10 protein-coding genes are annotated in these 21,832 nt (G+C 69.1%); 5 read left to right on the plus strand and 5 right to left on the minus strand.

The features are described 5' to 3' along the window. From G537_RS42440 to G537_RS43990, 4 genes are all read right to left on the minus strand, one after another. The coding region (locus G537_RS42440) for a beta strand repeat-containing protein (protein WP_155888807.1) at positions 1-11,456 on the minus strand (11,456 nt) is incomplete at its 3' end. Positions 11,457-11,538: 82 nt separating this feature from the next. Beyond that, positions 11,539-11,763 carry a hypothetical protein gene (locus tag G537_RS43985; RefSeq protein ID WP_155888808.1) on the minus strand — a complete coding sequence of 75 codons (225 nt, stop codon included), beginning with the start codon at positions 11,761-11,763 and terminating at the stop codon, positions 11,539-11,541. Positions 11,764-11,875: 112 nt separating this feature from the next. Continuing rightward, a complete protein-coding gene (locus G537_RS0127420; protein ID WP_211230529.1) occupies positions 11,876-12,391 on the minus strand; it encodes a helix-turn-helix domain-containing protein in 516 nt (171 codons plus the stop codon). Between the two features lie 558 nt (positions 12,392-12,949). Beyond that, positions 12,950-13,570: a hypothetical protein gene (locus G537_RS43990; RefSeq protein WP_155888809.1), complete on the minus strand. Its 621-nt coding sequence runs from the start codon at positions 13,568-13,570 to the stop codon at positions 12,950-12,952. Positions 13,571-14,359: 789 nt separating this feature from the next. On the opposite strand from G537_RS43990, the gene G537_RS0127425 reads away from it, so the two are divergent. Together G537_RS0127425 and G537_RS0127430 are read left to right on the plus strand one after the other, a co-directional pair. Further along, complete coding sequence (locus G537_RS0127425; RefSeq protein ID WP_026872817.1) at positions 14,360-15,535, plus strand: LeuA family protein; 1,176 nt, start codon at positions 14,360-14,362, stop codon at positions 15,533-15,535. Positions 15,536-15,633: 98 nt separating this feature from the next. Beyond that, complete coding sequence (locus G537_RS0127430; RefSeq protein WP_026872818.1) at positions 15,634-17,388, plus strand: thiamine pyrophosphate-dependent enzyme; 1,755 nt, start codon at positions 15,634-15,636, stop codon at positions 17,386-17,388. Here the strand turns inward: G537_RS0127430 and G537_RS40235 are convergent. Next, positions 17,363-18,295, minus strand: coding sequence for a LysR substrate-binding domain-containing protein (locus G537_RS40235; protein WP_051249210.1), 933 nt, complete (start codon positions 18,293-18,295; stop codon positions 17,363-17,365). The two genes, G537_RS0127430 and G537_RS40235, sit on opposite strands and share 26 nt — an antisense overlap. 159 nt (positions 18,296-18,454) lie before the next feature. Here G537_RS40235 and G537_RS0127440 point away from each other — a divergent pair, with 159 nt between their 5' ends. The 3 genes from G537_RS0127440 to G537_RS0127450 are packed head-to-tail and all read left to right on the plus strand — an operon-like array spanning position 18,455 to position 21,831. Further along, positions 18,455-19,375 carry an ABC transporter permease gene (locus G537_RS0127440; RefSeq protein ID WP_026872819.1) on the plus strand — a complete coding sequence of 307 codons (921 nt, stop codon included), beginning with the start codon at positions 18,455-18,457 and terminating at the stop codon, positions 19,373-19,375. Between the two features lie 10 nt (positions 19,376-19,385). Next, positions 19,386-20,222, plus strand: coding sequence for an ABC transporter permease (locus G537_RS0127445; protein WP_026872820.1), 837 nt, complete (start codon positions 19,386-19,388; stop codon positions 20,220-20,222). 31 nt (positions 20,223-20,253) lie between these two features. After that, a complete protein-coding gene (locus G537_RS0127450) occupies positions 20,254-21,831 on the plus strand; it encodes an ABC transporter substrate-binding protein (RefSeq protein WP_026872821.1) in 1,578 nt (525 codons plus the stop codon). Position 21,832 lies beyond the last annotated feature (1 nt).

Genomic DNA, 21,832 nt, shown 5'->3' on the forward strand with positions numbered 1-21,832 from the left:
ATATCGGTGGTGTTGGCCGTGACCTGCTGGTTCGTCGCGTAGAGCTGGCTGCCGTTCACCGCGTCGGTCGAGGTGTCGGAGAGCCGCCCGGCCGCGACGTTGGTGATGGTCCGCTCGGCCCCCGCCGACCCCACGCTGACCGTCGAGGTCGGGTTGGCGCCGGCGAAGGTGTAGGCCGTGCCGCCGATGGTCGCGCCGGCTGTGCCGACCGCCGCCGCGGTCGTGCTGCCCGAGCCGAGGGCGACATCGCCGGCATTGGCCCCGGCGGTCGCGCCGTGGCCGACCGCGACGCCGTCCTGCACCGAGGCCATCGCTTCCGGACCGGCCGCAGTGCTGTCCGTGCCCGTCGCCTGGCTGTCCGCCAGGGTCGAGTTGGCATGGAAGTACTTGATGCCGGCGCCGTTGTTGATGTTGTCGACCTTGGTGTTCAGCGTGTCGACCGAGGTGTTGGTGGCGAAGAGCTGGCTGCCGTTCACCGCGTCGGTCGAGGTTTCCGAGAGGCGGCCCGCCGCGACATTGGTGATGGTTCGCTCGGCACCGGCGCTGCCGACGCTGACCGTGCTGGTCGGGGTGGTACCGGCGAAACTGTAGGCCGTGCCGGCGATCGTCGCGCCCGCCGTCCCGACCGCCGCCGCGGTCACCGAGCCGGAGCCCAGGGCGACATCGCCCGAGCTCACGGCCGCTGTCGCACCGTCGCCCAGAGCGACATTGCCCGCCAAGCCGACGGTCCCGGCGATTGAGCCGTTGCCCAGCGCCACTGAGCCCTGGCCGATCGCCCTGTTGCCGTTGCCGATCGCGACCGCGCCATTGGCTTGGTTGGTGTCGTCGGCGTTCCTGTTGCCGTCGCTGTTGGCGATGTTGTTCGCGCCGCCGGCGAAGGCCCCGGTGCCGCTGGCGTGGCTCAGGTCGCCGATGGCGACGGCGCCGTCGCCGTTCACCGCCTGAAGCTCACCGATCGCGACCGCTCCGGAGCCACCCACCACCTGCGAGTTGTGGCCGATCGACACCGATCCCGGGCCGTCTGAAACCGAGGCCAAGTCGCCCAGCGCAACGGTCGAGGCCGCGGTCGCCGATGCACCGTTGCCAATGGCCGTGGCGTTGGTCGCCGTAGCACCAGCCTGGGTACCCAACGCTATGGAGTTCAGGCCCGACGCGTTGGCGTTCAAACCGATTGCGGTGGACTGCTCTCCCGTTGCGAAGGCCTGATAGCCCGCAGCGAGTGCGAAATCGGCAGTGGCTTTGGCGCCTGCGCCGACGGCAGTGGCCGCGGCGTTGGTCGCATTGGCCCCGAAACCATATACCGTCGCCCAGTCGCCATGGGCCGCCGAGTTCATGCCGACCGCCGTTGCATAGGACCCCGCTGCGTTGGCACTGGCGCCGACCGCGATCGAACCGCCTGAGGCCCCCGAAGAAACAGCGCTGGTCCCGAGCGCAATGCTATTCTCTGACGCCGCGCTGGCCAAAGTGCCCATCGCTATCGAGCTCTCGCCCGAGGCGTTGGCGTTCTGGCCAATTGCCGTGGACTGCGGTCCCGCCGCAGCGGCTGTATAACCCATAGCGAGTGCGAAGCCGTCAGTGGCGCTGCTGCCTGTGCCGATCGCGGTGGCCGTGTCGGTCGCCGCATTGGCCTCGGCACCATATGCCGTCGCCCCATCGCTGGCAGCCTTCGCATTCGCCCCGATCGCGGTTGCACGGAAGCCGGTCGCATTGGCATTGACGCCGACCGCGATCGAGCCTCCCGACGACCCCGTGGAAACTGCGTTTGTCCCGATAGCGATGTTGTCCGCTGCCGACGCGCTTGCCTGGAAGCCCAGCGCCGTCGATCGCAGGCCCGAAGCCGAAGCTCCGACGCCGGCCGCCACCGCATTGGTGCCGGTGGCGCCGTCGTTGTCGTAGTTGGCCCCCTGGGTGCCGCCGTCATTAACGCTGTAGTAGTGCGTCAGCTTGCCGGTCACGTCCGTGATCTGGTTCGCGACGTTGTCGATCGCCTGGTTCGAGGCGAAGAGCTGCGAGCCGTTCACCGCGTCGGTCGAGGTCTCCGAGAGACGGCCGGCCGCGACGTTGGTGATCGTCCGCTCCGCCCCCGGCGCGCCGACGCTGACCGTGCTGGTCGGGTTGGCGCCGGCGAAGGTGTAGGCCGTGCCGGCGATGGTGGTGCCGGCGGTGCCGACCACGGCCGCGGTCGTGCTGCCCGAACCCAGGGCGACGTCGCCGACATTGACACCCGCCGTCGCCCCGTGGCCGACCGCCACGCCGTCCTGCACCGAGGCCGCCGCCTCCGGACCGGCCGCCGTGCTGTCCGTGCCCGTCGCCTGGCTGTCGGCCAGGGTCGAGTTGGCATGGAAGTACTTGATGCCGGCGCCGTTGTTGATGTCGCCGATGATGGTGTTGATCGTGTCGATATCGGTGGTGTTGGCCGTGACCTGCTGGTTCGTCGCGTAGAGCTGGCTGCCGTTCACCGCGTCGGTCGAGGTGTCGGAGAGCCGCCCGGCCGCCACATTGGTGATGGTCCGCTCGGCGCCCGCCGCGCCGATGCTGACCGTCGAGGTCGGGTTGGCGCCGGCGAAGGTGTAGGCCTTGCCGCCGATCGTCGCCCCGCCGGTGCCGACCGCCACGTCCGTCGTCGAGCCGGAGCCGAGGGCGATGTCGCCTTCATTGTTGGCGACCGCATTCGGGCCGATGGCGACGGAGTCCGTCCCCAGAGCCTGGGAGTCCGGCTCGGTCGAGTTGGCGTGGAAGTATTTGATGCCCGCGCCGTTGTTGATGTTCTCGACCTTGGTGTTCAGCGTGTCCACCGAGGTGTTGGTGGCGAAGACCTGCCAGCCGTTCACCGCGTCGGTCGAGGTCTCCGAGAGACGGCCGGCCGCGACGTTGGTGATCGTCCGCTCCGCCCCCGGCGCGCCGACGCTGACCGTGCTGGTCGGGTTGGCGCCGGCGAAGGTGTAGGCCGTGCCGGCGATGGTGGTGCCGGCGGTGCCGACCGCCACATCCGTCGTGGAGCCGGAGCCGAGCGCGATGTCGCCCTCGTTGTTGGCGACCGCGTTCGGGCCGATGGCGACGGAGTCCGTCCCCAGCGCCTGCGAGTCCGGCTCGGTCGAGTTGGCGTGGAAGTACTTGATCCCCGCGCCGTTGTTGATGTTGGTCACCGTCGTCGTGACCGCATCCACCGCCTGGTTAGTGGCGAAGAGCTGGCTGCCGTTCACCGCGTCGGTCGAGGTGTCGGAGAGCCGCCCCGCCGCGACGTTGGTGATGGTCCGCTCGGCACCAGCCGACCCGACGCTCACCGTCGAGGTCGGGTTGGCGCCGGCGAAGGTATAGGCCGTGCCGCCGATCGTCGCGCCGGCCGTGCCGACCGCCGCCGCCGTCGTCGAACCCGAGCCCAGCGCCACGGCGCCGGCATTGCCGGCAGTTGCCCCGGCGCCCAGGGCGAGCGCGTCCTCGGCAGTTGCGGTCGCCGTATCGCCGATGGCAACGGCGGAAGGCGCGTTCACCAGCTGCGCGGCCCAGCCGATGGCGATGCCGTTGATGGAAGCGGCATCGACGGCGGGCCCGGTGTTGGCGCCGATCGCGATGCTGCCGTCGGCCGCAGCGGTGATCTGGTTGCCGATCGCGGTCGAATTGACGCCGCTCGCCTCGCTCAGATAGCCCAGCGCCGTGCCCTCCAGACCGCTGGCCTTGGACTGATAGCCGATGGCGACCGCCTGCCCGCCGCTGGCCACGGCATCGATACCCGCTGCCATCGCATTGGCGCCGGTGGCGCCGTCGTTGATGTAGTTCCCGCGGGGCGTGCCGCCGTCGTTGACGCTGTAGTAGTGCAGCGGCGTGCTGGCCGCGATGGCTTCGATCGCCTGGTTGGTGGCGAAGAGCTGGCTGCCGTTGATCGCATCGGTCGAGTCCAGAGCGATCCGGCCGGCCGCGACATTGGTGATCGTGCGCTCGGCGCCGGCGCTGCCGACGCTGACCGTGCTGGTCGGGTTGGCGCCGGCGAAGGTGTAGGCGGTACCGCCGATCTTGGTGCCGGCCGTGCCGACCGCCGCCGCGGTCACCGAGCCCGAGCCCAGCGCCACGTCCCTGGCATTGATGGCCGAGGCCCCGTCGCCGAAGGCGAGAGAGCCGGCGCCCGCCGCGCTGCTGGCGTTGCCGAGCGCGACCGAGCCCTGGCCCGTCGCCGTGTTGCCGCTGCCCAGCGCCACCGCGCCGGTGCCGTTGACCGTGTTGTTGGCGCCCATGCCGACCGCGCCGGTGCCGGTCACGGTGTTCGGGTCGCCGATCGCCACCGCGCCATCGCCGGTGGCGACATTGCCGGCGCCGATCGAGACCGCCTTGCCGCCCGTGGCCTTGGCGCCGGTGCCGATGGCGACCGCATCGGCGGCGTCGGCGACGGACTGCGTGCCCACCGCAATCGCGTTTTCGGCGGACGCGTTCGCATTGAAGCCGATCGAGGTCGTCCTGTCGGCGGCGACCCCGATGCCCGCATTGGTGCCGATCGCGACGTTGTCGTCGCCGGTGACCAGGTTGCCCGCGGAAGCCTTTGCCGTGCCGTCATAGGCGACGGTGCCGTCACCCGAGCCCATGGCGACGTTCCGCGTTCCGGTCACGCCGGCGCCGGCGCCCCGCATGACGTTGTTGATGCCGCCGCCGAGGGCGACGTTCTGGGCACCGGAGACGAACTGGCCGGCGCCGAGGCCCATGGCGATGGAGTTGGCGCTGGCGGCCGTCGAGCCGATGCCGGCGCCGTGTCCGATGGAAACCGCCCCGTCGCCGGCGGCAATCGCAGACGTCCCCAGTGCCATGGCACGCAAGCCCGTGGCGCCATCATTGTTGTAGTTCGCGCCCGGCGTGCCGCCGTCGTTCACGCTGTAGTAGTGGACCGCCGCGCCGGCGATGCTCGACTGCAGCGCCTGGTTGGTGGCGTAGAGCTGGCTGCCGTTGATCGCGTCGGTCGAGTCCAGGGCGATCCGGCCGGCCGCGACATTGGTGATCGTCCGCTCCGCCCCCGGCGCGCCGACGCTGACCGTGCTGGTCGCCGCGGTGCCGGCGAAGGTGTAGGTCTTGCTGCCGATCACGGTGCTGGGCGTGTTGACCACCGCCGCCGTCACCGAGCCCGAGCCCAGCGCCACGGCGCCTGCCTGGCCGGCCGTGGCGCCGTTGCCCAGCGCCGCACTGTTTGCGCCGGCTGCATTCGCCAGGGCGCCGACGGCGGTTGCGTTGACGCCGGAAGCGTTGGAGCCGTAGCCATAGGCCGAAGCACCGTCCGCGCTGGCATTGGAGATCCGGCCCACGGCGGTCGAGGCCACACCCGTGGCCCTGGAACTGATGCCCATTGCGACGGTGGACGCGGCGGAAGCGACAGCCGAGTTGCCGATCGCGACGGCGTTCACATCGGACGCGTTGCTCTGGTAGCCGATCGCCAGCGAGGCTTCGCCGCTGACGGTCGAGTTCAGGCCGATGGCCGTCGAATTGGTGGCGCTGGCAACGCTCTGAGGGCCGATGGCGATGCTTTCCGAGCCACTGGCGTTGGCGAAAGCGCCCAGTGCGGTGGCGTTCGCTGCGGACGCAACGGCCGCGCGGCCGAAAGCAGACGAGAGGTCACCGGTCGCATGGGTGTTGATGCCGACAGCAACGCCCGCATCGCCTTCCGCGGTTGACAACGCGCCGATGGCAATGGCGGAAGTCCCGCTCGCGTTGGTGTTGATGCCGATGGCCACCGTGTTGAGGTTACCCGCGGTCGCTCCGGTACCCAACCCGACGGAATTCTGCCCGGCGGCGTTGGAAAGGCGCCCGACGGCGGTCGCACTGGCGCCGGCGGCGCTGGCCCCGACACCGGCCGCCATGGCATTGACGCCGGTCGCGCCGTTGTTGGTGTAGTTCGGCTGCTGGGTGCCGCCGTCGTTGACGCTGTAGTAGTGCAGCGGCGTGCTGGCGGCGATGGCCGAGATCGCCTGGTTGGTGGCGAAGAGCTGGCTGCCGTTGATCGCGTCGGTCGAGGTGGCGGAGATCCGCCCTGCCGCGACATTGGTGATGGTGCGCTCGGCGCCGGCCGCGCCGACGCTGACCGTCGAGGCCGGAGCCGCGCCGGCGAAATTGTAGGTGGTTCCGCCGATCACCGCGCTCTTGGTGCCGACCGCCGCCGCGGTCACCGAGCCGGAGCCCAGCGCCACCGCGCCGGCCTGGCCGGCCGTCGCCCCGGTGCCGAGGGCGAGCGCGTTCGCTGCCGACGCTTTGGCGGTGAAGCCGAGCGCGGCAGCATTGTCTCCACCGCTCGCCACCGCGCCGGTGCCGACCGCCAGGGTATTGTTGCCGGTCGCGTTGGCTGTGACGCCCGCCGCGAAGGCGTTGGTGCCGTTCGCGACGCTGGCCCGGCCCATGGCGACGGCGCTGGCGCCGGTCGCATTCGAATTGAGACCCACGGCAACGCTGCCGTTCGTGCCGCTGGCCGCGGCGTTCGAGCCTATCGCGGTCGCATCGATCCCACTCGCTTTGGCGAGAACGCCGACCGCAGTGGCGTTCTGCGCCGACGCAGCGGCTGTGTCGCCCACGGCCAGGCCGGAGGGGGCATTCGCGACTCTCGCTCCCCACCCGATGGAAACGCCCTTGAGCGAATTAGCATCGACCGCAAGCCCATTATTCGCGCTGATGGCGATACTGCCATCAGAGGCCGCGGTGACTTGGTTGCCGAGAGCCGTTGCGTTGACGGCGCTCGCAGTGGCGGCATAGCCGATTGCGGTGCTCTCCAACGCGCTGGAATTGGACAGGAACCCGACCGCGACGCTCTGCTCGCCGGCGGCATTCGCCTGGAAACCCATCGCGACGGATCGCGCGGCAGACTTGGCACCCACCCCTGCCGCAATGGAGTTTACGCCCGTTGCACCGTCGTTGTTGTAGTTCGCCTGCTGGGTCCCGCCGTCGTTCACGCTGTAGTAGTGGACGGCCGCCCCCGCGATGGTCGCCTGCAGAGCCTGATTGGTGGCGAAGAGCTGACTGCCGTTGATCGCGTCGGTCGAGTTGAGGGCGATCCGGCCGGCCGCGACATTGGTGATGGTCCGCTCGGCCCCCGCCGATCCGACGCTGACCGTCGAGGTCGGGTTCGCCCCGGCGAAGGTGTAGGCCTTGCCCCCGATCGTGGTTCCGGCGGTGCCGACCGCCGCCGCGGTCGCCGAGCCCGAGCCCAGCGCCACGTCCCTGGCGTTGACCGCCGAGGCGCCGTCGCCGAAGGCGAGAGAGCCGGCGCCCGCCGCGCTGCTGGCATTGCCCAGCGCGACCGAGCCCTGGCCGGTCGCGGTGTTGCCGCTGCCCAGCGCCACCGCGCCGGTGCCGTTGACCGTGTTGTTGGCGCCCAGGCCGACGGCGCCCGTGCCGGTGACCGAGTTCGGGTCGCCGATCGCGACCGCGCCGTCGCCGTTGACGACCTGGCCCTCGCCGATCGCCACCGCGCCGGCGCCGCCATTCACCTGCGAGTTGTGGCCGATCGCCACCGAGCCCGGGCCGGCCGTCGCCGCCACCGTGTTGGTGTCGCCGATGGCCACGGTCGAGGCCGCCGCCGCGCCCGAGTCCTTGCCGATCGCGATGGCGCTGGTCCCCGAGGCCGCGGCGTTGAGCCCGAGGGCGACCGCATTCTCGGCCGTGGCGCGGGCATTGGGGCCGAGGGCCACGGCATAGTCGGCCGCGGCGTTGGCGATGGTGCCGATGGCGATGGCTTGGTCGCCCGTCGCAATGGACTGGGAGCCGATGGCGGTGGCGTTGGCCACCGCAGCATTGCTCTGCGTTCCGATCGCCACCGCATTGAGGTCGGCCGCGGTGGCGCTGGTGCCGACGACGACCGTGTTGATCCCCGAGCCGGTGGAGTGGTTGCCGAACACCATCGCGCCGTCGGCCGAGGCTGTCGCCTCCACGCCGACGGCGGCCGCGCTGTTGCCGGAGGCCTTGGTGTTGTAGCCGAAGGCCAACGCATCGATGCCGCTGGCATTGGCCTGCCAGCCGACCGCAGTGGAACCGGCGCCCGCGCTGGCGCTGACGCCGACTGCCGTTGCATTCTCCACGGCATTCGCACCGTTGCCGACGGCGGTCGCATTGACGGCGCTGGCCAGGGTGTTGACGCCGAGAGCGGTCGTTCCGTCCGCGACGGCGCGGGCGGCCCCGCCCAGGGCGAGGGCATTGACGCCGGTCGCGTTCGAGAAGACGCCGATCGCGATCGCATTCAGGCCGTTGGTGCCGTTGACGTAGCCGATCGAGATCGAGCCGTTGCCCGTGGCGGTCGTGGCTCTGCCCAGCGCCACGCTGTTCTCGCCATTCGCCAGGGCGCCGGCGCCCGCCGCCAACGACCCGACGCCGACGGCGCCGTCGTTGTTGTAGTTGGCGCCCGGGGTGCCGGCGTCATTCACGCTGTAGTAGTGGACGGCCGCGCCGGCGATGGTCGATTCCAGCGCCTTGTTGGTGGCGTAGAGCTGGCTGCCGTTGATCGCGTCGGTCGAGTCGAGCGCGATCCGCCCCGCCGCGACGTTGGTGATGGTGCGCTCGGCCCCTGCCGCGCCGACGCTGACCGTCGAGGTCGGCGTCCCACCCGCGAAGGTATAGCTCTTGCCGCCGATCACCGTGCTGCCGGTGCCAACCGCCGCCGCGGTCACCGAGCCCGAGCCCAGCGCCACGGCGCCGGCATTCTGCGCCTTCGCGCCGCTGCCCATCGCAATCGCGTTTTCGGCGGATGCGCTCGCGTTGAAGCCGATCGACGTCGTCTTGCTGGCGGCGACCCCGATGCCCGCATTGGTGCCGATCGCGATATTGTCGTCGCCCGTGACGTTGTTGCCGGCGGAGGCCGTCTGGGAGGCGTCATAGGCGACGGTGCCGTCGCCGGACCCCATGGCGATATTCCGCGCCCCGGCCACGCCCGTGCCGGCACCCTTCATGGCCGCGTTGACGCCGCCGCCGACGGCAACATTCTGGGCACCGGTGACGAATTGGCCGGCTGCGACGCCCATGGCGACGGAGTTGGCGCTGGCGGTGGTCGAACCGCTGCCGGCACCGTTGCCGATAGCGACCACCCCTTTCCCGCCGCCGCTCGCGAACAGGCCCACGGCAACTGCGTTCTGCGCGGTAGCTTGCGCTGAATTGCCCAATGCAATCGCATTGGTGTCGCTCGCCAGGGATTGATGCCCAAACGCCAGCGCACCCTCGGCCGAGGCGCTGGCGAGCACGCCGACCGCCGCGGCGTTCGCAGCCGTCGCCTTGGCCTGCGCGCCCATGGCGATGGCGGCCGAGGTGTCGGCCGTTGCGCCCAATCCCACCGCCACCGTCCGGTCGGCGGTCGCGGCGGCGTTGTTGCCCACCGCCGTGGCGGATTCGCCCGTGCCCTGGGCCCCCGAGCCCGCCGCCACCGAGCCAACTCCGCTCGCCAATGCCGCGTTGCCCGCGGCCAGGGAGAAGTCGCCGGCCGCATTGGAGGTCGAGCCGACCGCGACACCGGCCAGGCCCGCGGCCTTGGAGCTCACGCCCGCCGCGATGGCGCCCGAATTGGTCGCGGCCGAGGAGCGGCCCATGGCGATCGCATCCTGGGCCGAGGCGGTCACGTCGGTGCCGATGCCGATGGCGCTCTCCGCGGTAGCCCCCGTTCCCGCGACGGTGCGTGCGCCGAGATAGATCGAGTTCACCTGGGACGCGATCGACTGCCAGCCGATCGCGATCGAGCTGTTGCTGCTCGAGTTGGACAACAGCCCCAGGGCCACCGAACCGAGGCCGCTGGCCTTGGAGACGGAGCCGAGTGCGATGGAATTCTCGGCGCTCGCATTCGCCTGGAAACCCAGCGCCGTCGACTGGGTGGCGGTCGACGTGGCCCCGATGCCCGCCGCCAGCGCCGACGCGCCCGTTGCGCCATCATTATTGTAGTTGGCGCCGGGAAAGCCGCCGTCGTTGACGCTGTAGTAATGCGGCGCCGCGCCGGCGATGGCCGACTGCAGCGACTGGTTGGTGGCGAAGAGCTGGCTGCCGTTGATCGCGTCGGTCGAGGTGGCGGAGATCCGCCCGGCCGCGACATTGGTGATCGTCCGCTCCGCCCCCGCGGCGCCGACACTGACCGTGCTGGTCGGGGTGGTGCCGGCGAAGTCGTAGGTCGTGCCGCGGAGGGTGACGCTCTTGGTGCCGACCGCTGCCGCGGTCACCGAGCCCGAGCCCAGCGCCACGTCACCGGCGCTGGCCGCCGCCGTGGCGCCGTTGCCGAGGGCGAGCGCACCTTCGGCCGCGGCATTGGCCGCGAAGCCGACCGCCGTTCCCTTCGCAGCCGAGGAGACGGCATTCTGGCCGACGGCTACCGAGTTGTCCCCGCTCGCCTTGGAAGCCGAGCCAAGGGCGGTTGAAGCCACACCGGTCGCATTGGCGCGAAAGCCGAGCGCGGCGGAACTCAGGGCGCTGGCGGTGGTGGCGGGCCCGACCGCGGCGGCGTTGTCGCCACTGGCGTTGGCGGAGTTACCCAGAGCCATGGCGTTGACGGCATTTGCGGTCGCCGTCTGCCCCAGGGCGACGGCGGAGGGAGCGTTGGTGGCCTTCGCGCCCAACCCGATCACGACGCTGTTGGTCGAGGCCGCATCCACGGCGGAGGTGTTACCGATGGCAATCGCGTTGTTGGCGCTCGCCACGGAGCTCGAGCCGAAGGCAATGCTGTTGGCACCCGAGGCGCTGGAGGCCGAACCGATGGCCGTGGCATTCGATCCCGAGGCGTTGGACTGATTGCCGACCGCGATCGTGCTGGTGTTGGTCGATGACGCCTGAAGCCCAAATGCAACGGCGCCGTTGGCCGTGGCGGAGGACAGATAGCCGATTGCGGCAGCGGTCGCTGCGGTCGCGCTGGCGTTTCTTCCGACGGCGGTCGCGCTATCCCCGGTCGCGTTCGCAAACCTGCCGAGGGCAGTGGCGCCCACCCCATTCGCAATCGCATTGATACCGAGCGCGGTTGCCCCTGTATTGGTAGCGCTGGCATCCACGCCCATTGCGATGGAATTGGCTCCGTTAGATACCGCGCGGGAGCCGATGGCGATGCCGCCCGTGTTGGTCGCGCCGCTCACCGTCGCGGTGTAGTTGCCGGTCCCGATCGCGATCGTGCCGTTGGTGTTCGCCACGGTGCCGCCGCCGGCCACAAATTCCGCATGCGCTGGAGTCGCGGCTTGCAGGATCACCGTGGCCATGGCCACCCCGGCGTAAAGCCCCCTCGCCCGCCGCAGGACGCCCAGCATGCTGCTGGGCACCGAAGCCGCAGATCCGCCCACGCGGACCGCCCCGCCGACGCCCAGCGCGCCCAGGCCCAGCCGGTCGCGCTTCAGCCCCAGGGTGCGGTGCGCGTTGCGCAGCGCCGCCATCAGCCGGCGACGGAGGGAACGGCTGCCGTCGCCCACGCCCGGGACCCAGTTCCCCGCGAAACGGGCGGAGTGCCGACGAATGATCGAAGCGGTGGAGTTCCAGGCGCTGCTCACGTATGTGACCCCCTCTGCAGGCCGCGGTTTCTTGGATCCGCCGGCAAGTAAAACTGAATAAGGCAATCTGCCTGTCAGAAACTCACAGCAGTGTCGTCGCCGTATTCCAGGATTGTCCGGTTTCTTCACAAAAGCGCGGCGGCTTCACAAAAAAGTCCGAGGTGTGGCGGAAGGCCGGGCGCTGTTCCAGATTCCGGGAATACTGAGGAATGCCGGGAGAATCTGTGATTCTCCTGATCACGAGGAGAAATGCCGCTGTCCCCGACGATCCGGGCCTTTGCGGGCCGGCGTCCGTTCTCTCCGCCATTCACGGATCTCTCGGGCACGCTCCGACCTCTCCCGCAAGCGGAAGAGGCAATCTGTCCTTGCGTCCGAGATCTATCCTGTCGTTCGAACCCGATGTCCCGATCCGATGCGCCTCACCGCTCCCGCCGCACCTGCATCGGCGTCTTCTGCCGGTACTTCTTCAGCGTCGTCGTCAGGTGGCTCTGGCTCGAGAAGCCGGCCTGATAGGCGACCTCGGCGATCGGCAGGTCGCCCTCGGTCAGCAGCCTCTCGGCCAAGTCCAGCCGCTGGTCGACGACGTAGCGGTGCGGCGGCGCCCCGAAGGTCTTGGTGAAGGCCTGGATGAAGTGCCGCTCCGACAGGCCGGCGATCGACGCCAGCTCCGCCACCGGCAGGCTGCGCGACAAGTTGTTCCCGATGAAATCCTGCAGGCGCCGCGCGATGGCGGCGGGCAGACCGCCCCGGACCGCCGGCGGCGTCGTCCGGACGCCGGAATAGTGGCGGAGGAGATGGACGCCGAACAAGGTGATCAGGGAATCGACGTAGAGCGCGTTCGGCGCCTCGCGCTGCGTCAGCTCCGCCTTCAGCAGATGGCCGATGCGCAGGGCCCAGGCGTCGACGGTGCCGAGCGGCGGCGGGCGCAGCTCCACCCGCGCGGTGCCGAGCTCGTGCGCCGCCAGCTCACGCAGGGCGGCCTCGGTCAGGACGACGGTGACGCTTTCCCGCGGCTGCGGCCATGCCAGCCCGCCCCCGGCCCCCGCCGGGGTGATCAGCAGGCAGCCCGCCGCCGCGTCAAACGTCGCCGCCTCCCCAAGTCGGGAGGCGCGGACCCGGAGGACCGGGCTCAGCAGGATCTCGGCGACATGGTGCTCCGACGCGGGCTGCTGCGGCCCCGCGGGGTGGACGGCGCAGACCGCGCCGCCATGCGCGGTCGCCAGCCGCGGCCCCGAGCCGCCGACGGGGATCTGCGCCAGGTGAGCCGCACCCGGCCGCGAGGCGCCGGATGCGGCGGGCGGCGCGAAGCCGCGCGGCGGGACCGGCCCGGACTTGCCGGGGACGGGCCAGGATGATCTCGTAGTTCATCATGCGTCCGAGGCGGAGAAAGAATTCCTTCACCTGCGGGCCGGAGCCGGCCCGCCAAACTGCCGCATGGGGCGATTTCGTCCGCAACAAAGACCCCGATCGGCACTCCAGAAAAAAATCCTAAGTCATCGAACAGCCAGCCTTTCCGGCCGGTCCGGAGCCGTCCGCATCGATACTTTCCCCTGTCGCTTCGCGTTTTGCGGGCAAATGCCCGACTTTTTTCCCGGGGCAGCAATTTCATAGTTCAGCGGCCCGGGTATTCCAGAAATGTCCGATTTTTTCACGAATCCGCAAGCAGGCATCAAAATCTTGCCCTGTTCTTTCGAACAATAGCATTTTATGCATATATCCAGGACAAATTGGTCGCATTTTTGATTTGAATTACGAACGCCAAGATCTGGCCTTCCCGGAATTCTGCGAGTGCAGGCATCACCGGCCGGCGACCGCGCGGACCGGCCTGCGCCCGAGTGATGGCGCAGGAGATGGATCCCGAGCAGCATGGTCGGGGAATCGACATAGAGGCTGCCCGAAGTCTCCCGCGGAGCCAGATCGGCTTTCAGCAGCCGCGCGATCCGCAGCGCCCGCAGGTCGACCGCGCCGCGTGCCGTCTCCAGTCGTGGCCCCACGTTGTCGGGAATGAGCCGGAAGAGGTGATCGGCCGCCGCCCGGCCGCCGGAGGCCGGCCGCGCCGGTCTTCCGCCATGAAGCGGGCGGCTGAACCGACGATCGGCCGGCCGCTGCGCCAACGAAGGAATTGCCATAATGACCGCAGGATCAAGCGACAGTCAAAATCCAGAAACTTTTGCACTATCCTACAATATTTGACTGCAAATTCCTCTAGGCCCGCACATCATCTTGTCCCTTCCCGGCTTTTCGTCCGGCCTGATCTCAAAAACTCGCGCCTCGAATCCAAACGATTGAGGACCATGCACTGATCCTCAACCGCGGGCTTATCTCCTCTAATGTGGAAACGGAATCAATAGATTTTATTTTATACAATCGAGTTACGATCATTGTTCTTCAACAAACAATAATTCCAATATTTCAGAGATGTACTGATATATTATATCAGGCCATCGGATCAGGATTTAACATTTGATGTTTTTATGAACGTTCCGACCATGCCGGTCGTGCAGCCCGGTGGGCGGATCGAACCGCTGGTCCTTGCAGGCGCTATCGAACCACCCGACAGATCCGAAACAGCGATCTGCTTTTATAATAAATTAGACCTTCTTCTCGTCAAACTCTCCCTTAATCATCAAAAATTGATTGCATATTTATGCAACAAGATTGTTTTGACTCTACTAAATCGAATCGTATAAGTAATAGTAAGTCAGTAGAACGGATTTTAGCACCAAACACCCTCATCTATATGAGGGCGTTATAGAAAAGGACTCCCCAACAGCACAGCCGTCACGCCGATTCGGACAACCCGCGCAATAGATGCGAACCGGGTAGGAAGATTTGCGCTCCTTCGAGAAAGCAGGGTCAGAAATCCCTCGAGAATAGTTGGCGTCCCCAATGGAGAACCGATCATGCCAGCTGTTTCAATCGACAAACCCTTGACGATCTTCGACACGAGCCTGCGCGACGGCGAGCAGGCGCCCGGCAACGCCATGTCGCTGCAGCAGAAGCTGCGCATCGCCCGCGAGCTCGAGGCGCTGGGGGTGAACACGATCGAGGCGGGGTTCCCGGCGGCGTCGGACAATGACTTCGCCGCCGTCCGCGCCATCGCCGATGCGGTGCGCGGGGCGAAGATCTGCGCCTTCGCGCGGGCCAGCAGCGCCGATATCGAGCGCGCGGCCAAGGCCGTGGAGAACGCGGCGGCCGCGCAGATCGAGATCCTCGGCGTCGCCTCCGAGATCCACCTGCTGCACAAGCGCCAGATCACGCGGCAGCAGGCGCTCGACGAGATCGCCGAGGCCGTCCGGCTGGCCCGGCGGATCGGCTTCGAGGACATCTGCGTCGCCCCGGAGGACGCGACCCGGGCGGACCCGGAATTCCTCGGCCTGATGTGCGAGCTGAGCGCCCAGGCCGGCGCGACGATGATCCTGATCCCGGACACGGTCGGCTGCCTGCTGCCCGGCCGCGTGCCGGCGCTGATCGAGACCGTGCGGGCGCGCGTGCCGGCCGAGGTCAGGGTGGCGATGCACGCCCATGACGATCTCGGCCTGGCGGTGGCCAACACCCTCGCAGCCATCGAGGCGGGGATCGACGAGATCCAGGTGACGCTGTGCGGCATCGGCGAGCGCGCCGGGAACTGCGCCCTGGAGGAAGTCGTCGCGGCCCTGACGGCCCATCCGGCGCATTTCGGGCGGTCGACGACCATCGACGTCCGTCGGGTCTACGCCGCCTGCCAGCTTCTGATCGACAGCATCCGCCTGCCGATCGCGCGCGGCAAGGCGGTGATCGGCGAGAACGCCTTCGCCACGGCCGCGGGCATCCATCAGGCCGCCATCATCCGGAATCCCCAAACCTACGAGTTCCTCGACCCGGCCATGTTCGGGGCCGAGCGCCGGATGGTGATCAGCCGCCATTCCGGCCGGCACGCGCTGAAGGCGAAGATCGAGGCCTTCGGCCTGGCGCCGACGCCCGGCCTGGTCGAGCACATCTACCGGGAACTGACCGCGTCGGAAGAACCGGTGTGCAGCGACAGCCGGCTGCGCGCCCTGGTTCTGCAGAATACTCAGGAAATCGCGGCACCGCTCTAGGCGGATCGGCAGTCGCCGTCACGCGTGGGCATGAAACGGCCCGGCATTCACCGACCCACACTTCGCCCGACCACGATCAAGCGCCACGGGGTGTTCGCATGGATATGCGCGTTGAAGGAACCCTCAGCGGGTACGAAGTCCTCGTCGCGACACTGAAGTCCTGGGGCATCGACATCTGCGCCGGCGTCACCGGCGGCGGCGCGATCCGCTTCCTGCGGCACCTGCCCCCCTGTCGTCCTGGAGAGGATGCGGGCGACCGCCCCGGGCCTTCCGAGATAGGCTTTCTGTCATTGGGCGAGTATGCGGCCGGCTTCGTCCCGCTCGGCACCTATCTGGCGTCCGGCCGCATCGGCGCGTGCATCGCCACGACGGGGGCGGCGACGAAGCTGCTGTGCTGTGGGCTCAGCGACGCCAAGCTGCACGACATCCCGGCGGTCTACATCGTCCCGGTCTCGGCGGCATCGACCGAAGGGCTGTCCCCGCTGCAGGACACCAGCCGCCACGGCAGCCATATGCTGGCGCAGCTGCGCGCGGAGCTGCCGGACGGCGTCTTCGTGCTGGACGACGCCACGGCCATCGGCCCGCAGTTGCAAGCCGCCCATGCCCAGCTTCAGCGCCGCAAGCCGGTCGTTCTGATCCTGGACCATGCGGCGCTGCAGACCGAGATCGTGGCGGATCCCGATCCCGCGCACCAGCCGGCGGAAGCGCTTCCCTCTCCCGACGCGGCCGAAACGGACGCGTTCGCGGAGGCCTTCCGCCGGAGCATCCCCGGCCGGCGCGTCGTCATCCTCGCCGGGGAGGAGCTGGCGCGCCATGCCGATGCCCCGCGGCTGACCACCCGCCTGTGCGAGCTGCTCGGCGCCCCCATGGTGTGGAGCATCAACGGCGCGAACGGGGTCGAACGCGGCAACCCGCACGGATACGGCTACATCTCCTTCGGCGGGAACGACGCCGCGATCGAGCTGTGGCGGAGCATCGGGGCCGAGGACGTGCTGCTGGTCCTCGGGGCCTGCCCGGACGAATACACCGTCAACCTGGCGCCCTACAGGGCCGGCGACACCTTCGTCCTGACCGGCATCGAGGACGGCTACGGTCAGGTCGCGGGCGGGTTCGGGCACCGCGCCGCCGGGGCCTATCGCCAGCTCGTGGCGCCCCTCGACGCGGCGCTCCGGATGCTGATCGGCCGCCTCGAACGGCAGCCGCCCGGGAACCGGCGGACCGGCCCGGCGCCGGAGAACCTCAATATGCGCCGGCCCGGGGCGCCGAGGCCGGGCCATGTCGACATGGCGGCGCTGCTCAAGGCGCTGGATGCGCGCTGGCGGCCGAACACCATCGGCTTCGACGATGTGTGCCTGGCCTACAAGGACCGGCAGTATGCGGTCCAGCGCCCGCATCCGCAGGCGCGCTTCTTCTCGCTGTATCGCGGCTCCGCCATGGGCAATGCGCTCGGCCTGGCGATCGGCGCCAAGCTGGCCGCGCCGGAGAGCGACGTCGTCGCCTTCACCGGCGACGGCTGCTTCCGGCTGTTCGCCGGATATCTGGCGGAGGCGCGCGACCTGGGCCTCCTGCTCTTCGTGCTCGACAACGCCAGCTACGGCATCGTCGAACAGGGCGTCGGCACGATCGTTCCGGACGCGCCGGCCTCGCGCCGCCATGTCCGCATCGCCCGCATGGACTTCGCCGCCATGGCCGGCGCCTGCGGCTGGCGGGCCGCCGCGCTCCGCCCGGATCTCGCCAATCTCGACGAGATCCTCGCGGCCCATCACGGCGGCCCGTCGCGCTCCACCCTGGTCACGGTGCCGGTCGACCCCGAACACATCCTCGGCATCAATCCCCGGGCCGGAAACCTGTGACCGCGCCGCATCGTCCTCCCGCGACGCGGCGGGCGATGCGGACGAAGTCGAGCACGACCGGCGACGTCTCGCCGGCCGGCCAGGCGACGGCGAGCTCCACCGCCCGCGGCAGCTCGTCGAGCGGCCGGTAGGCCAGCTCCGGCAGCGGCATGTGGGACACCCAGGAGGGCACGATGCCGAGGCCGACGCCCGCGGCGGCCAGGGTGACGATGGACAGGGTGTGCGAGGCGTCCTGCACCACCATCGGCCGCACCCCGGCCCGGCGGAACGCCTCCAGCACCAGGTTGCTGTAGCTGGCGCCGAGGATCGGCGCATAGCCGATGAAGGGCTGTCCGGAGAAGTCGCGCAGCGACAGGTCGCGCTTGGCGGCGAGCGGATGCGCCTTCGGCAGCACCGCGACGAAGCCCTCGCTCGACAGCCGCTCCATCTGCATGAAGCCGGCCGCCGTGGTCGGCCGGATGAAGGCGACGTTGATGCCGCCGGCCTCCAGCGTCTTCAGCTGCTCGGCCGTGGTGAAGGGCACGACGTCCACCGTCACCGCCGGATAGTCCTCGCGGAACGCGCGGATGATGGCGGGCAGGAACTGCGACAGCGCCAGATGCACGCCACCGACGACCAGATGGCCGACATGCTCGCCCGAGATCGCACGGGTGTGGGAGATGGCGCGGTCCAGGCCGCTCAGCACGTCGCGGGCATGACGCAACAGGATCTCGCCGGCCGCGGTCAGCTTGACCCGCCGCGTGGTGCGGTCGAACAGGCGGACGCCGAGCCGCTCCTCGAGCTGCCGGATCTGCTGGCTGAGCGGCGCCTGCGCCATGCCGAGGCGATCGGCGGCGCGGCCGAAATGCAGCTCCTCCGCCAGGCAGGCGAAGTAGCTCAGATGCCGCAGCTCGATGCCCCTATTCATACATGTGACATATAAATGGACCTGTAATTTTGTGATAGATCCCAGGAGATCGCTGTGGTCCGCTAACCCCGTCGACGCCCCGGATCGGAGCTTTCCTGCCGATCGCGGGCGCCCTCCCGAGACAGGCCCTGCCCGCCCGATGACGGAGAAGGCTGCTGCATGGTGCGCTTCTGGTCGGTCAAAGCCGCGCGGACCCTCCTGACGCTCTGGTTCGTCGTGACCTTCGCCTTCATCGTGCTGCGGGTCTCGGGCGACCCGGTGCAGTCGCTGCTGGGCCCGGACGCCACGGTCGAGGAGATCGCGCAGTTCCGGGAGGCCTGGGGCCTCGACCGGCCGCTGCCCGAGCAGTATCTGCGCTACGTCGTGCAGATGGCGTCGGGCCAGTTCGGCACCTCCTACCGCGACGGCCGGCCGGTCACCGAGATCATCGCCGAGCGCGTGCCCTGGACCGTGCTTCTCGGCCTCTCCGCCTATGCCGTCGCCATCCTGGTCGGGGTGCCGGCCGGCATCGTCGCGGCGCTGCGCCGCGGCTCCGCCCTCGACCGGCTGGTGATGGGCTTCGCCGTCTTCGGCTTCGCGCTGCCGAACTTCTTCCTCGGCATCCTCCTGATCCTGCTGTTCTCCCTGACGCTGCAATGGCTGCCGAGCTCCGGCACCGGCTCGATCCTGCACCTGCTGATGCCGGCCGCGACGCTCGGCGTCTACACCGCCGGCACGCTGGCGCGCTTCACCCGCTCGGCGATGCTGGAGGTGCTGGCCAAGCCTTACATGCGCGCCGCCGCGGCGAAGGGCGCGCCGCCCCTCACCCGGATCCTGCGCCACGCCTTGCCCAACGCCGCCATCCCGATCGTCACCATCATCGGGCTCAATCTCGGCGCGCTGGTCGGCGGCGCGGTGGTGGTGGAGACGGTCTTCGCCTGGCCCGGCATCGGCCGGCTGCTGGTCACCGCCGTCACCTCGCGCGACCTGGCCGTGGTCCAGGCGCTGGTGCTGCTGGTCGCCGCCACCATGGTCGCGGCCAACCTCGCGGTCGACCTGCTGTACGGGCTGCTCGACCCGCGCATCCGCGCGGCGCGCTGAGGGCCCGGCGATGCGGCGCTTCCCCTGGCTCCTCGCGGCCGCCGCCATCGTCCTGGCGGCGGCGCTGCTGGCCGCCCTGTTCGGCGGCTGGCTGACGCCCTACGGCGTCACCCAGCAGAACCTGCTCGCCCGGCTGAAGCCGCCTTCGTTCCTGGGCGGCGACCCGCGCTACCTGCTCGGCACCGACCGGCTCGGCCGCGACATGGTGGCCCGCCTCGTCGGCGGGCTGCAGATGTCGCTGTCGGTCGCCGTCGCCGGCACGCTGATCGGCGCCGTGGTCGGCAGCGCCCTCGGCTTCATCGCCGCGCATTTCCGCGGCTGGGTCGAGGAGGCGCTGATGACGCTGGTCGACGTCCAGGCGTCCCTGCCCTTCATCCTGATCGCGCTGACCCTCCTGGCCTTCTTCGGCAACAGCCTGACGCTGTTCGTGATCCTGATGGGGCTGCACGGCTGGGAGGCCTACGCCCGGCTGGCGCGCGGCGTCGTCCTGTCCGCCGCCAGCCAGCCCTATGCCAAGGCGGTGGTGGCGCTGGGCGCGGCGCCGATGCGGCTCTACCTGCGGCACATCCTGCCGAATGTGGCGAGCGCGCTGATCGTGCAGATCACGCTCAACTTCCCGCAGATCATCCTGCTCGAGACCTCGCTGAGCTTCCTCGGCCTCGGCATCCAGCCGCCCTTGACCAGCCTCGGCCAGATCCTCGGCGACGGCCGCGAATACCTGTCCAGCGCCTGGTGGATCGCGGTCTGGCCCGGCCTCGTGATCTTCGCGATCACCCTGTCGATGAGCATCGTCGGCGACTGGCTGCGCGACCGGCTGGACCCGATGCTGCGCCATCGCACCGCCTGACAATCCGAACGAACAAACAAAGGAGGCTTCGATGTTCACAAGACGCGGTTTCGGCAAGCTGGCGCTCGGCGCCGGCGCCGTCTCGCTGGCGGCGCCGCTGCGCACCGGGCGGGCGGCGGACCGGCCTGTGCTGACCATCGCGGTCGACAATCTCTGGCAGACGATGTCGCCGATCAACGGGCTCAGCACCACCTCGAACCGGATCTTCCCCAACTTCTACGAAGCGCTGATCGAGCGCGACTACCTCTCCGACCCCAACGGCCTGGCGCTGCAGCCGAAGCTGGCGACGAAGTGGCAGCAGAACGGCACGGTCTGGACCATCGAGCTGCGCCAGGGCGTGCGCTTCCATGACGGCACGGAGATGACGGCCGAGGATGTCGCCTTCACCCTCGGCGCCGACCGGCTGTGGGGCCCGAAGCCGTTCGAGCCGCGCGGCAGGACCTTCACCGCCGGCTTCAAGCGGGTGGAGGCCACCGGTCCCCACACGATCGAGATCGAGACCGCCAACCCGGATCCGAACGTCCCGGGCAAGCTGACCGGCAATATCGGCCTGGTGGTGCCGAAGAAGTACTATCTTGAGGTCGGCGTCGACCGCTTCGGCCAGGCGCCGATCGGCACCGGCCCCTACAAGGTCACCACCTTCCGTTCCGGCGAGATGATGGTGCTGGACGCCTTCGACGGCTACTGGGGCGACCCGCCGCCGGTGCGACAGCTGGTGTGGAAGATCGTGCCGGAATTCGCGGCGCGCCTGGCCGGGCTGGTGTCGAAGGAGTTCGACTTCATCGTCAACATCCCGACCGACCAGGAGCCGACGCTGCAGGGCTATTCCGACGTCAAGCTGATACGCCGCCAGGTCGAGAACTACCCGGCCTTCGCCTTCAACACCCTGCCCGACCCGCCGGACAATCCGCTCGTCGACCCGAAGCTGCGCTATGCCATGGTACAGGGCGTCAACATGGACGAGATCGTCTCGGCCCTGTTCGGCGACGCCACCTTCCATCCGGCGGTGCCGTTCAATTTCCCGGAATACGGCAGGTTCTACGACCCGGAGCTGAAGCCGAAGCTGCCCTACGACCCGGAGCGGGCCAAGGCCCTGGTCAAGGAGACCAAATACGACGGCCAGAAGCTGCGCTGGCACATCACCCGGCAGTTCTATCCGAACTACGAGGCCGCGGCCGAGATCATGGTCGAGCAGTGGCGCGAGATCGGGGTCAATGTCGAGGCCGTGGTGCTGGACAACTTCGAGCTGGTCTATCGCCGCCCCTATCACCTGATGAACATGTCGATGAGCTCGGACTTCATCCCGGGCGATCCGTACCAGCCGCTGTGGCTGGACTGGGGCCCGACCGCGACCCGATCCACCGCCAGCTGGAAGTCCTGGACCCCGACCGAGAAGTTCGTCGAGCTGGGCCGCGCCTTCGAGAAGGAGACCGATTTCGAGAAACGCAAGGCAGCCTATCTCGCCCTGTCGGAGGAATGGCAGCGGGTCACGCCCGGCTTCTATCTGTGGAAGAGCGTCTACAACTGGGCGCACCGCGCCGACATCCAGTGGACGCCGATCGCCGACAGCGACATGCGCATGTACGGCGGCTACCTGAAGCTGGGCTGAG

This window comes from Inquilinus limosus DSM 16000, from assembly GCF_000423185.1.
In the GTDB taxonomy this organism is placed as follows: Bacteria; Pseudomonadota; Alphaproteobacteria; order DSM-16000; family Inquilinaceae; genus Inquilinus; species Inquilinus limosus.

Excerpts from the sequence above, each read along its gene's own strand:
- G537_RS0127450 (WP_026872821.1), top strand. The coding sequence starts at position 20,254 with ATGTTCACAAGACGCGGTTTCGGCAAGCTGGCGCTCGGCGCCGGCGCC.
- G537_RS0127445 (WP_026872820.1), top strand. The coding sequence starts at position 19,386 with ATGCGGCGCTTCCCCTGGCTCCTCGCGGCCGCCGCCATCGTCCTGGCG.
- G537_RS0127425 (WP_026872817.1), top strand. The coding sequence starts at position 14,360 with ATGCCAGCTGTTTCAATCGACAAACCCTTGACGATCTTCGACACGAGC.
- G537_RS43985 (WP_155888808.1), bottom strand. The coding sequence starts at position 11,763 with ATGGCGGAGAGAACGGACGCCGGCCCGCAAAGGCCCGGATCGTCGGGG.
- G537_RS40235 (WP_051249210.1), bottom strand. The coding sequence starts at position 18,295 with ATGAATAGGGGCATCGAGCTGCGGCATCTGAGCTACTTCGCCTGCCTG.
- G537_RS0127440 (WP_026872819.1), top strand. The coding sequence starts at position 18,455 with ATGGTGCGCTTCTGGTCGGTCAAAGCCGCGCGGACCCTCCTGACGCTC.
- G537_RS0127430 (WP_026872818.1), top strand. The coding sequence starts at position 15,634 with ATGGATATGCGCGTTGAAGGAACCCTCAGCGGGTACGAAGTCCTCGTC.